This is a genomic window from Candidatus Arsenophonus nilaparvatae (assembly GCF_045346035.1).
In the GTDB taxonomy this organism is placed as follows: Bacteria; Pseudomonadota; Gammaproteobacteria; order Enterobacterales; family Enterobacteriaceae; genus Arsenophonus; species Arsenophonus nilaparvatae.
Map to the genome: position 1 here is coordinate 2,893,025 of NZ_CP158507.1, position 13,459 is coordinate 2,906,483.

General features: G+C 38.8%; 10 protein-coding genes and 2 pseudogenes. 10 read left to right on the plus strand and 2 right to left on the minus strand.

Annotated elements, in window-relative coordinates:
* The first annotated feature begins 137 nt into the window (after positions 1–137).
* Positions 138–1,354, plus strand: a pseudogene (locus tag WH390_RS13510) (IS91 family transposase).
* 354 nt (positions 1,355–1,708) lie between these two features.
* On the opposite strand, the gene rpmE reads toward WH390_RS13510, so the two are convergent.
* Entirely contained in the window at positions 1,709–1,924 is a 216-nt protein-coding gene (gene rpmE / locus WH390_RS13515) for a 50S ribosomal protein L31 (protein ID WP_032116035.1), read from the minus strand.
* A 221-nt stretch (positions 1,925–2,145) separates the two neighbouring features.
* Between rpmE and priA the strand changes: the two genes are divergently transcribed.
* From priA to rraA, 7 genes and pseudogenes are all read left to right on the plus strand, one after another.
* Positions 2,146–4,335 (plus strand): primosomal protein N', encoded by a 2,190-nt coding sequence (gene priA / locus WH390_RS13520; RefSeq protein ID WP_032116034.1) that lies wholly within the window; start codon positions 2,146–2,148, stop codon positions 4,333–4,335.
* 194 nt (positions 4,336–4,529) lie between these two features.
* Positions 4,530–5,558: pseudogene (gene cytR / locus WH390_RS13525) on the plus strand (DNA-binding transcriptional regulator CytR).
* A gap of 70 nt (positions 5,559–5,628) precedes the next feature.
* Positions 5,629–6,375 (plus strand): SPOR domain-containing protein, encoded by a 747-nt coding sequence (locus WH390_RS13530; protein WP_032116033.1) that lies wholly within the window; start codon positions 5,629–5,631, stop codon positions 6,373–6,375.
* A gap of 119 nt (positions 6,376–6,494) precedes the next feature.
* Entirely contained in the window at positions 6,495–7,025 is a 531-nt protein-coding gene (hslV, locus tag WH390_RS13535; protein WP_032116032.1) for an ATP-dependent protease subunit HslV, read from the plus strand.
* 10 nt (positions 7,026–7,035) lie between these two features.
* Positions 7,036–8,367, plus strand: coding sequence for an HslU--HslV peptidase ATPase subunit (hslU, locus tag WH390_RS13540; RefSeq protein WP_032116031.1), 1,332 nt, complete (start codon positions 7,036–7,038; stop codon positions 8,365–8,367).
* 90 nt (positions 8,368–8,457) lie between these two features.
* A complete protein-coding gene (locus tag WH390_RS13545; protein ID WP_032116030.1) occupies positions 8,458–9,381 on the plus strand; it encodes a 1,4-dihydroxy-2-naphthoate polyprenyltransferase in 924 nt (307 codons plus the stop codon).
* 110 nt (positions 9,382–9,491) lie between these two features.
* Positions 9,492–10,010: a ribonuclease E activity regulator RraA gene (gene rraA, locus WH390_RS13550; protein WP_032116029.1), complete on the plus strand. Its 519-nt coding sequence runs from the start codon at positions 9,492–9,494 to the stop codon at positions 10,008–10,010.
* Positions 10,011–10,132: 122 nt separating this feature from the next.
* Here the strand turns inward: rraA and zapB are convergent, their stop codons facing one another.
* Positions 10,133–10,375 (minus strand): cell division protein ZapB, encoded by a 243-nt coding sequence (gene zapB / locus WH390_RS13555; RefSeq protein ID WP_032116028.1) that lies wholly within the window; start codon positions 10,373–10,375, stop codon positions 10,133–10,135.
* Between the two features lie 324 nt (positions 10,376–10,699).
* On the opposite strand from zapB, the gene WH390_RS13560 reads away from it, so the two are divergent.
* Both WH390_RS13560 and glpK read left to right on the plus strand, forming a co-directional pair.
* Complete coding sequence (locus WH390_RS13560) at positions 10,700–11,512, plus strand: MIP/aquaporin family protein (RefSeq protein WP_032116027.1); 813 nt, start codon at positions 10,700–10,702, stop codon at positions 11,510–11,512.
* A 49-nt stretch (positions 11,513–11,561) separates the two neighbouring features.
* Positions 11,562–13,088, plus strand: a complete 1,527-nt coding sequence (gene glpK / locus WH390_RS13565; RefSeq protein WP_032116026.1) for a glycerol kinase GlpK — start codon at positions 11,562–11,564, stop codon at positions 13,086–13,088.
* The last annotated feature ends 371 nt before the right edge of the window (positions 13,089–13,459 follow it).

Genomic DNA, 13,459 nt, shown 5'->3' on the forward strand with positions numbered 1-13,459 from the left:
TTTGTCGGTTAGTTAAATAAGATTTGGTTAAATAATCTTGCAACGTTAAAATTGATTATTTTTTCACCCTAAAACATGACAGTTATTAATCGTTAAATGGCTAATTTCGTTTCTTTTTTCCGTGAGTTAACTTCCCGATGAGAGCTGATTTTCAACCCAAACCGTTAAAATTGCTTTTTGAGCGGAATAATGCATGGGCGGCGATCATGGAAACTACCCAACTGAGAGATATTGAAATCGAGGTGGTAACAAAAATGTTAGCCTGTGGCACAACGATGATGGGGTTCCGTCAATACTGTTGTGAAAATGAAGATTGTGCTCATCAGAAGTTAGTTTGTTTTACCTGCAAGGGACGAGGTTGTCCATCCTGTGGAACAAAAGCCACGGATACTTGGATAGACACAAATATAATGCGTTTACCGGATGTCGAATGGCAACATGGTACGTTTACGATGCCGGATAGTCTTTGGCTTCTCTTTGAATTGAATCGATGGTTACTAGGGAAACTGTTCCCGTTTGCTGCGGACAATTTACTTTATGCAGCAAAAAAACGGGGATTAACAATGGGTATTTTTGGTGCGCTACATACCTATGGGAGAAAACTAAACTGGAACACGCATATTCATCTCTCATGGACAATGGGCGGCATCAATCAAAATGAAAAATGGAAGTCGATGCAATTTGACCTCGCTAAAGTCAGAAAACGTTGGATGTGGAATATTCGACAATATCTTCTTTCTGTCTGGGGAAAATTTACCTACCTGAAAGTTTACAGCACATAAGAGATTATGATGAGTGGAAGCGGTTTATTCTGAATGCAGGGAAAAATGCTGAAGGTAAAGATTATTGGCATGTTTATTTTGCCGACCCGACATCCAATGCCCAAAAAACAGCAAAGTATATTGGGCGTTACCTGAAGAAACCGCCAGTCTCTGGCGCAAGGCTAGCGCATTATGATGGAGGAAGTCGCATTACGTTGCGGTTTTTCGACCATAATACCGGTCATTATAAAAATTTAGATTTAACCCAGAAAGAATTAATTTTACGGCTTATCAAACAGATCCCCGAGAAACATTTTCGGATGATCCGTTATTTTGGTTTTTTGGCAAATCGAGTGGTGGGAAAATTACTCGATATTGTTAGAAAAGCAGTGGGACAATCGGCATTCAAAAGAAAACGTTCGATGACTTTTACCCTGCTAAGCCAGCGGTTTTTAGGAGTCGATCCGTTTAGTTGCATTCTTTGTGGTGGCAGGATGAAATTTTCTCGTTTTATCGAAGGATTGAGGATAGCTCAATTAGTCGATCATGCTTTAGAGATTGCTCGAATGCGTTACGTCCCCTTTTTGGGGTAAGGGGAGATCTACTTAAAATCCACTCAATTGTACAAAGTTAACTCATATTGTTCATAAAAACATCATTACCGCTTATTGACAAATCTTTCTCTCGCCTCAAAAAGAAAAAAATCACGTTTGATACCCGTTATGCTGCTTAATAATTAATGTTAATTTTTCGTTAAATTATTTTTGAAATTCTTATACATTTTGTGTTTAAAGATCAAATAACTAAAGTTTTTTGTAAAAATAGTCTTAGTTTAATTGTTTTTAATTCAACAAATTTGGTTTTATATAACAGTAACACCCCGATATTAAGCGAAGTGTTACTCCTATATTATAAGCATGATTTTGGCTTGTATCATTAAGCCATTATTATTTTTTCATGCCTGGAATATTGAATCGCTGCTTGAAGCGATCAACACGGCCGCCGGCAGCCACATCACGCTGTTTACCTGTATAGAATGGATGACATTTACCACAAACATCCAAATTCAGATCATGATTAACAGTTGATTTAATTTTCATTACATTACCGCAAGAACAAGTCGCAGTAACTTCTTCATATTTAGGGTGAATATCTTTTTTCATAGAAAACCTCTACTTAGGCCGCATCGCTATCTAACCCTAACGCTAGACACCATACGTCAAATCGATTAAGAATAGTGTTAGTAATCAAAATTACTAACAAAGGTGGCGGATCATACAGAAAATCTGTTTATAGCGCAATGAAATCTATTCAAATAATGTGATACTCTATCTTTATGTGTCTTATAAATAAGCTGTATGAAAATGATTAGGAACATTTAATAATGGCTATTGTTCAAGTGGCGCTCCCTGTTCCGCTAATGCGCGTTTTTGATTACCAATCCAATCTTCCTTTACCAGCTAAAGGTTGCCGGGTATTGGTGCCATTTGGCAAGCGTACTACCTTAGGTATTGTATTATCGCATAATCAAAATAGTGAGCTCAGTAGTGAACAATTAAAAACCATTGAACAAGTGTTAGATCAAGAATCGTTATTTTCTGACTGTTTATGGTCATTGCTACTTTGGGCATCTCAGTATTACCATCACCCGATTGGTGAAGTACTATTTCATGCACTACCAGTGTTACTGCGGCAAGGCAAAGCGGCAACATTTTCTCCGCTATGGCAATGGCAAATCAGCCAGCAAGGTAAAATTTTTGCCCCAAACCAGCTTAAAAGAGCGCCAAAACAACAACAGGCGCTCGCATTACTACAGCAACAGCCCCTTTATCGTCATCAAATAACAGAATACGAATTGAGTGAAAGTGCACTACAAGCATTAAAAAAGAGCGCCTTGATTCAACTATTACCCATCCAACCAAAAATGGAAAACTGGCATACTGATTTTCATCTTTGTGGTGAAAAACCAAAACTTAACCTAGAACAGTCAACAGCAGTAGGGGCAATAAGTTCTCTGTCAACATTTATGCCTTGGTTATTAGTGGGGATCACGGGTTCTGGTAAAACAGAAGTCTATCTCAGTGTGATTGAAAATGTTTTAGCACAAGGTAAACAAGCATTAGTCCTGGTACCTGAAATTAGTCTTACTCCCCAAACTATCCAACGATTTAGTGAGCGATTTAATGCGCCTGTTGATGTGCTGCATTCCGCATTAAATGATAGTGAACGACTGACGGTCTGGTTGCGGGCACAAAAGGGACACAGTGCTATTGTAATTGGCACGCGCTCCGCATTATTCACTGCCTTTGCCAATCTTGGCTTGATCATTATTGATGAAGAACACGACAACTCTTACAAACAACAAGACGGATGGCGTTATCATGCCCGTGATCTGGCTGTTTTTCGTGCCAAAAAAGAGAACATTCCAATTATTATGGGTACTGCAACACCTTCGTTAGAAAGTCTTTATAATATTGAACAAGGAAAATATCACCGTCTAGATCTAACCCAACGAGCTGGAAACGCCAAACCGGCAAGTCAACATTTACTTGATTTAAAAGGCCAGCCATTAAAATATGGTATGTCAAGACCATTAATACAGCGTATTGAAGATCATCTGGCAGCAAATAATCAAGTGATGCTATTTTTAAATCGCCGCGGTTACTCACCAACATTAATTTGCCATGATTGTGGTTGGATTGCCGAGTGTTCACGTTGTGATCATTATTACACACTACACCATCATCAACGTCAGCTACGTTGCCATCACTGTGATAGTCAACTGCCAATCCCAATACAATGCTCACACTGCGGCTCAACGCATCTGCTCCCTGTCGGTTTAGGAACTGAACAGTTAGAAGAAGCTATTAACCAGCTTTTTCCTAATATACCGGTTACCCGCGTTGACAGAGATACCACTCGGCGGAAAGGCGCATTAGAAAAACAGCTAGCAACTGTCTATACAGGTGGTGCTCGAATTTTGATCGGCACCCAAATGCTAGCGAAAGGACACCATTTTCCTGATGTTACTCTGGTCGCCCTACTGAATGTAGATGGCGCACTTTTTTCCAGTGATTATCGGGCAACCGAAAGATTTGCTCAGCTTTATATCCAAGTATCTGGACGGGCTGGGCGGGCCGGTAAACATGGTGAAGTGATCCTACAAACCTACCACCCTGAACATCCATTATTAGCGACATTATTAGAAAAAGGATATAACGCGTTCGCGACAGAAACACTAGCGGAACGACGTGATGTTTTTTTGCCACCACATAGCAGTCATATCATGATCCGTTCAGAAGATCATCATAACCAATCGGCACCTGATTTTTTAAACAAGTTCCGCCAATATATAGAACAACATACCAGGCGCGACTCACAACTTTGGTTAATGGGTCCTACACCGGCGATCCAAGCTAAGCGGGCAGGCCGTTTCCGTTGGCAATTACTACTCCAGCATCCTTCGCGCTCCTATTTACAACAATTCCTTTCACATATTTTACCTGAAATTATGGCATACCCTGAAAGTCGAAAAGTAAAATGGAATATCGATGTTGATCCAACTGAAAATTAGTCGCTGCTATTAATCATCTACTTACACCTATTGAAGCAAATAAAATTAGTTTTGTGCGAAGCTATTCTATAAATAAATCTAATTGAACGATTCAGACAAATTTATTTACAAATTTTGCTGGCAAAGTGATTAAGATAAGTAAATGCATTGATTAAATAGACTTAATTAGTCATTGAAGTATGCAAGGTGGAGATATGCAACAAAAGATAAATCACCACAACGCAACGATGAAGGATGTTGCTAACACAGCAGGCGTGTCTACTGCAACCGTTTCACGAGCACTCACTAGGCCAGATCAAGTTTCTGTCAAGACGCGCCAGAAGGTTGAACAAGCTGCGTTGAAAACGGGTTATGATACCTATTGTCTGACAAAAAATACCAAATCAAGCAAAGCTAAAACTATTTTTGTTGCTATACCCGATATTACCAGTCCTATTTGTCCTGATATTATTAGTGGTATTGAACAAGTGGCTGCTGAACAAGGATATATGGTACTGATTGGTGATTGTAAACATTATAAAAAACAACAACACACTCTTATTGATATATTTATTAGCCAACAAATTGATGGCATTGTGTTACTCAATTCTGATATTCCGTTTTCACTCGCCAATAGAAAACTAAAAAATTTACCACCAATAGTTGTTGCAAATGAATTTGTACCTGAATTCAATTTTGCTACTATAAATATTGATAATCTAACCTACTCTTTTAATGCAATTAACTATTTACAAAAACTGGGTCATAAATATATTGCTTGCATAACAGGCCCAGAAACCATTCTGTCTTGCCAATATCGTTTGCAAGGCTACACTCAAGCGATACAGCGGGCAGGTAAAAAGGTGCAACAGGAATATATTATTAATAGTGATTTTAGTTACCAAGGTGGTGCTGAAGGCATAAAAAAACTTTTTGCATTAACTAAGCCACCTAGCGCAATTTTTTGCCATAATGATATTATGGCTATTGGTGCTATATGACAGGCCAAACGTATGGGGCTAACATTACCAAGAGATTTATCTATTATTGGATTTGGCAATCTCAATTTTGCACAATATAGTGAACCCGCTCTCACCACAATCGAGCAACCTCGCTTTGAAATTGGTCGCCAGGCAATGTTACTACTTTTAGCGAAAATCGAAGGCCACGGAATAGATAAAAATGCAAAACTGCTAGACTGCCATTTAATTATCCGTGATAGTGTTTGTCCACCTAAAAACTAGTCAAAAGTGATTAGGTTAAGTAACATATAACGAATTAATGTAACTTTTTTATTAATTAGCGAATTGAAAAGTGGCACAAAAAGATTACGTAAGACGAGGGCGCACAACGCCCCGTAAAAATAAGCATGCAGGCAAAAAAAAGTCAAATCAAGGATTGCCGAAAACAACCCTTGCTGTCGCTATTGCCATCGTAATTGTCTTTATTGGTGGCTTATATTACATTACGCAAAATAAACGCGTTCCTGTGCTTAACAAAACAACCTCACCTAACAGCAATCAGCCAGTCAACAGTCTACCTCCTAAACCAGAAGAACGGTGGCGTTACATAAAAGAGCTGGAAAAGCGGGGCTCTGATCTACCAAACTTTAACCACTCAACCAAATCAAATATTAATAACACCACCGAGTTAACCAATGAACAGCGTCAATTTCTTGAGCAGATTGATGCGGATAGACGCAATCCCACCACAAATCTATCCGAGGTGCCTAATAATGATAATGTTCCCCGCTCACACGTGATCATTAATGGCCCACCAATAGAATCACCTCTGCGATTAAAACCCGCACCACAGCCCCAACAACCAACAAATAACCAACAAAAAATAGTGGTACAATGCGGCTCATTTAAGAACCTGGAGCAAGCAGAATCAATTAAAGCTAACCTGGCCTTTTCAGGTTTAGAGAGTAGGATTAGCTCGACTGAAGGTTGGCATCGCGTAGTTCTTGGGCCTTACAATCAAGAAGCAGCAGAAAAAATACGTGACCGAGCTAAATCTGTCGGCGTATCCGGCTGCATTCTTCGTACAAGTAAGGGTTGAAAAATAATTATTATCCCCCATTTACATTCCTAATAGCGTAAATACTGACTTTTTACGTCATAAAAAACCTAAAAAGTATGTTTACATACTCCCCTAATAAAATAACCAAGGGCTGACTCATGACTACAATCGTAAGTGTTCGCCGTAATGGCCAAGTTGTAATTGGTGGTGATGGACAGGCGACGATGGGTAATACCGTCATGAAAGGCAACGTCCGTAAAGTGCGCCGCCTTTATAATGATAAAGTTATTGCGGGCTTCGCAGGCGGTACTGCTGATGCATTTACCCTGTTTGACCTTTTTGAACGAAAACTAGAACTTCACCAAGGACACCTAACGAAAGCCGCTGTTGGATTGGCTAAAGATTGGCGTACTGATCGTATGCTGAGAAAACTCGAAGCGCTTTTAGCTGTTGCAGATGAAAACAGCTCATTGATCATTACAGGTAATGGCGATGTTATTCAACCAGAAAATGATTTGATCGCTATTGGTTCTGGTGGCGCCTATGCACAAGCCGCTGCGCGTGCATTGTTAGAAAATACAACAATGAGCGCACGTGATATTACAGAAAAAGCGTTAAATATAGCGAGTGATATCTGTATTTATACCAACCATAATTTTAACTTTGAAGAGCTCTCTTCAAAATCTTAAGGATTTAAACATGTCTGAAATGACGCCTCGTGAAATTGTCAGTGAATTGGACAATCATATTATTGGTCAAGACAAAGCAAAACGTTCTGTCGCTATTGCGCTACGTAATCGTTGGCGTCGTATGCAACTTGATGAAGCACTACGTCAGGAAGTAACACCGAAAAATATTTTGATGATTGGCCCAACTGGTGTGGGTAAAACTGAAATTGCCCGTCGTTTGGCAAAACTGGCTAATGCTCCCTTTATCAAGGTAGAAGCAACAAAGTTTACTGAAGTCGGTTATGTGGGTAAAGAGGTCGATTCTATTATTCGTGATTTGACTGACGCTGCTGTAAAAATGGTACGCCTGCAATCTATAGAAAAAAACCGTTACCGAGCAGAAGAACTGGCAGAAGAACGTATTCTTGATGTTTTATTACCTCCGGCTAAAAATAATTGGGGACAACCTGATCCTAATGTAGAACCTTCTACCGCACGTCAATCTTTCCGTAAAAAACTAAGAGAAGGTAAGCTGGACGATAAAGAAATTGAAATTGAGGTTGCTACTACACCGGTAGGCGTTGAAATTATGGCTCCTCCTGGTATGGAAGAAATGACCAGTCAATTGCAATCTATGTTTCAAAATCTGGCAGGGCAAAAACATAAACCCCGTAAGATGAAGATCAAAGAAGCCTTCAAAATATTGATTGAAGAAGAAGCAGCAAAGCTGGTCAATCCAGAAGAACTAAAACAGCAAGCCATTGATGCAGTTGAACAACACGGCATTGTTTTTATCGATGAAATCGACAAAATTTGTAAACGTGGTGAAACGTCTGGCCCTGATGTCTCTCGAGAAGGTGTACAACGTGATTTGCTACCTTTAGTTGAAGGCTGCACCGTTTCTACTAAACATGGGATGGTAAAAACTGATCATATTCTGTTTATCGCTTCTGGTGCATTCCAGGTTGCCAGCCCATCGGATTTGATCCCGGAGCTACAAGGCCGATTACCCATCAGAGTCGAACTACAAGCGTTGACGGCAGAAGACTTTAACCGTATTTTAACTGAACCAAATGCCTCTTTAACTATACAATATAAAGCATTGATGGCAACCGAAGGTTTAAACATTGAATTTACGCCAGAAGGTATTAATAAAATTGCTCAAGCAGCATCGCAAGTAAATGAAAAAACAGAAAATATTGGTGCTCGTCGATTACATACCGTTCTTGAGCGATTGATGGAAGACATCTCTTTCGATGCTAGTGAACGCAATGGTCAAGACATTATAATTGACGCTGATTACGTAGCTAAGCATCTAGATGAACTAGTTGCTGATGAAGATCTGAGTCGATTTATTTTATAATCTGGCGTCGTTAACTTTGCTGATTATAATCTTGGATGGGGGGCTAAGCCTCCCATTATTTTTATAACAACAAACTTGTGGATTAATTACATGAATTTAATCACATCAAGAAAGCCTATACAAATACAGGCGTGGCTAGAAAGTTTACGCCCCAAAACACTTCCGTTGGGTATTGCGCCAATTATAACGGGTTCTGCATTAGCTTATTGGTCTGGCACTTTTACCCTCTCTATTGCATTATTAGCTTTACTCACTGCTGCTGCACTACAAATTCTATCCAATCTGGCGAATGATTATGGCGATGCGATTAAGGGCAGTGATACCGAGCAACGATTGGGGCCATTACGAGGTATACAAAAAGGAATTATTAGCCTGGCAGAAATGAAAGTTGCCCTAAAAATCACTATCTTTATTTGTTGTTTATGTGGCTTAACTCTGATCATAGTCGCTTGTCGAATGCCAAAGGATATTATTGGCTTTCTGATACTCGGCGTTATCGCTATAATAGCAGCCATCACCTACACCGTGGGGAAAAAACCCTATGGATATCTGGGGCTTGGCGACATCTCAGTGTTGATCTTTTTTGGTTGGTTAAGTGTGATCGGAACTTACTATCTGCATACTAACCACTTTAATTTGATGATATTATTGCCAGCAACCGCTTGTGGATTGCTGTCAGTAGCAGTACTAAACGTTAACAATATGCGTGATATAGAAAATGATATTAAAGCCGGTAAAAATACCTTGGCTGTTAGATTAGGCACTAAAGGCGCTCGAAAGTATCATGCGGCACTCATCTTAATTGCCATTTTTTGTTTAATTCTGTTTAGCTTGTTATATCTTCATCACTGGACGGGTTGGTTATTTTTGCTCGCTATACCGATGTTACTAAACCACATAAAGAGAGTTATCCATGATACCACCGCGCTGGGTATGAAACCTTTATTGGAAAATATGGTAAAAGCGGCATTGCTGACTAATATTCTATTTTCTGTTGGACTTATTTTAAATTAATTATTGTAATTTTGATTTTTCTCAGTATTTTTATCAGCTATGTTTTTGCAAAAAATAACCAGATAAGGATATACTGAACTTCCCTTGTACTTAAAATAGACCGAAATCCTATGAAATATGATACTTCCGAGCTTTGTGATATCTACCAAGAAGAGGTGAATGTGGTAGAACCTTTATTCTCTAACTTTGGCGGGCGTACTTCATTTAGTGGTCAAATCGTAACAGTGAAATGTTTTGAAGACAACGGCATCATCTACGATTTACTGGAAGAACAGGGGGAGGGTCGGATCCTATTAGTTGATGGTGGCGGCTCTGTACGTAAGGCGCTAATTGATGCTGAATTGGCAAAATTTGCCATGAAAAACCAATGGGAAGGCATTGTTATTTACGGTGCAGTACGTCAGGTTGATGAATTGGCAGAATTAGATATCGGTATTCAAGCAATCGCTGCCATTCCGGTAGGTTGTACCAGTGAGGGTATCGGAGAAAGTGATGTGCGAGTCAATTTTGGTGGCGTCACATTCTTTACAGAAGATTATTTGTACGCAGATAATACCGGTATTATCCTTTCCGAGCATCCATTACTTTTAGATGATGAGTCAAACAACGATCAAGATATTGAAGACTAATACTCTTTCAGCTAAAAACAAACATTGTTGTATTATTCAATATCTATCGATTAAGTAGCAATAAGGGCAACAAATTTTGCCCTTATTGCTATTTTTTTCTAATGTAATGAAATATCGGACGATTACTGAACATCTTCCATTCGACCTAATAGACCGCGTAAACGCTCTTGCCAAGCATGCTGTTCTTGTTTTAAATTCTCATTTTCATGAGCCAGCGTTCCATGTTTCTCTTTAGCACTCGCTACTTCTTGATACAAAATATTATTTTTCTCTTTAAGTTCATTAACTTCCATCTGCAAAAGCTCAATTGTTTCAATAGCTTGTTGAACTTTAGTTTCTAACTTTTCAAAAACTTCAAATGACATTCTTTCGTCCCCTTTTTTAGCAATGCTACGATTGTAAGTAGCCTTCTTACGCCTGTCTAGTTGAAAGCTCTCGATAAATGTCGATTTAACCTTAATTATTTCTATTTATCCAACTAATTGCAAAAAAATACATCAACTAGAATGTCAGTTCGATCACTTTATCAGAGCGATTTCGCTCATTTTTTTGAAGTGATCCAACATATTTGATCCCATTATTTCCGTTTACGTTCATTTAACGATAAATTCCTTCAGAGTTTCCCTAGGAAATAACAAATAAAAAACCAATTTTATTGCTTAGTATGCATACTTTTGTAGGATAAACATATGAGTAAAATTACTTCACCAACGCTGACAGGTCAATGTATCTCTGAATTTTTAGGTACTGCCTTACTGGTCTTCTTTGGCCTGGGCTGTGTTGCTGCTACGCGTATTGCAGGCGCACAACTAGGTTTATGGGAAATCAGTATGATTTGGGGATTTGGCGTGGCTCTAGCCGTTTACCTTACGGCAGGTATTTCAGGAGCGCACTTAAATCCGGCGATTACCGTTACTTTTTGGTTATTTGCCCATTTTGATAGAAAAAAAGTACTGCCTTATATTATTGCACAAATGCTGGGAGGCTTCGTCGCTGCCGCTCTCGTTTATGGGTTGTACTTCGAACTATTTCTAGATTATGAAAAATTACACCATATAGTACGTGGTTCACCAGCAAGCTTATTTACTGCCGGCGTTTTTTCTACTTATCCAGCAGGCCAAATTAGCGTCCTACAGGCATTTCTGGTTGAAGTTGTTATTGCTATTATCTTGGTTTGTATGATATTAAGTTTAACAAATGATAACAATGGCATACCCCGAGGCCCACTAGCACCACTACTTATTGGTATTCTGATTGCAGTTATTGGTGGTTCATTTGGCCCACTTACCGGTTTCGCATTAAATCCTGCTCGCGATTTCGGCCCCAAACTAATAGCTGATCTGGCTGGTTGGGGTGATATTGCCTTAACTGGTGGACGAGATTTTCCTTATTGCATAATTCCCCTAACGGCACCTTTTGTTGGTGCTATTCTCGGTGCTTTTGCTTATCGCAAACTGATTGGCTACCATTTGCCTACTATGGCAAATCAAAACAAAAAATAAACGCAAAAATAATTCAAAAAAATAATATGAAGTAAATTGGACAATTATTATGACAACTGAAACACCAACAACAAAAAAATATATTATCGCACTTGATCAAGGTACCACTAGTTCACGAACCATTATTTTTGATCATGATGCTAATATTATTAATATTTCTCAACGTGAATTTCCTCAAATTTACCCAAAGCCGGGTTGGGTAGAACATGATCCAATAAAAATTTGGGCAACCCAAAGTGCTACTTTAGCTGAAGCATTAGCCATTTCTGATATTCGCAGTGATCAAATTGCCGGAATTGGTATAACCAATCAACGCGAAACTACTATAGTTTGGGAAAAGAAAACCGGTAAACCCATTTATAATGCGATTGTTTGGCAATGTCGTCGTACTGCTGATTTCTGTACCGAACTAAAGCGTAATAACTCAGAACTGGAGAAATATATCCGTGAAAATACCGGTTTAGTAGTTGACCCTTATTTCTCCGGTACCAAACTTAAATGGATCCTGGAGAATGTTGACGGAGCCTATGAACGAGCAAAAAATGGCGAGTTACTCTTTGGGACTATTGATACTTGGCTAGTATGGAAAATGACACAAGGGCGTATCCATGTTACTGACTATACTAACGCATCTCGTACTATGCTGTTTAACATTCATGAGCTGGAGTGGGATCAAAAAATCCTCGATGCCTTTAATATTCCACGCGCCATATTACCAACAGTACGTCCATCATCAGAAATTTATGGGAAAACCAATATTGGTGGTAAAGGTGGAACACGCATACCAATAGCCGGAATGGCCGGCGATCAACAAGCTGCCCTTTTTGGTCAGTTATGTGTCCAACCCGGAATGGCTAAAAACACCTATGGAACCGGCTGTTTCCTATTAATGAATACCGGCAAAAAAGCCAAAATTTCCGATCATGGCTTACTAACTACTATTGCCTGTGGCCCACAAGGTGAAGTGAATTATGCCTTAGAAGGTGCCGTTTTCATGGCAGGTGCTTCTATACAATGGCTGCGTGATGAACTGAAATTAATTGATGATGCTAACGATTCTGAATATTTCGCTAATAAAGTCAAAAATAATAACGGTGTTTATGTCGTTCCAGCTCTAACAGGTTTAGGCGCGCCTTATTGGGATCCTTACGCCCGCGGTGCGATTTTTGGCTTAACACGCGGCGCCAATCGTAACCATATTATTCGTGCAACATTAGAATCTATTGCCTACCAAACGCGTGATGTTCTGGAAGCGATGCAAAAAGATGCTGATATGCGCCTGAGTTCATTGCGTGTTGATGGCGGTGCTGTCGCCAATAATTTCTTGATGCAATTCCAATCTGACATCCTAGGAGCCTACGTAGAGCGTCCTATTATTCGTGAAAGTACCGCATTAGGCGCAGCTTTACTTGCTGGGCTAGCTATTGGTTTCTGGCAAGATTTGGATGAAATTAAAGAAAAAATGCGTATTGAAAAAAAATTCACTCCTGGAATTGAAACCACTGAACGTAACTATAAATATAACGGGTGGAAAAAAGCCGTTTCCCGCGCCAGAGATTGGGAAGAACACACTTAATCTCAATTAAAATCGATAAATAATAAAATAGCAGTAAATAATTACTGCTATTTTTATATAAAAAGTATAATTAATTCAATAAAAATAATTAATAAAAAATAAAAATATATAACTCCTCACTAAGGTTAGCAAAAACGAATTATTTTAATTGTCATTTTTATGCCTATAATATAAAAAACATCAAATAATCATTATGTTATTTATATGAGGTGTTTGTCATGAAAAGAAAATAGATTAGCCATTCATTATCATTTAGTCTGCAAATATTTCATCGAATATCAATTTTCGATGTGTCAGATTGATTATTAATTAAATAATACAAAAAAATAAATTATGAATAACAATTCTTTTATTACTTCAAAAAACCATAA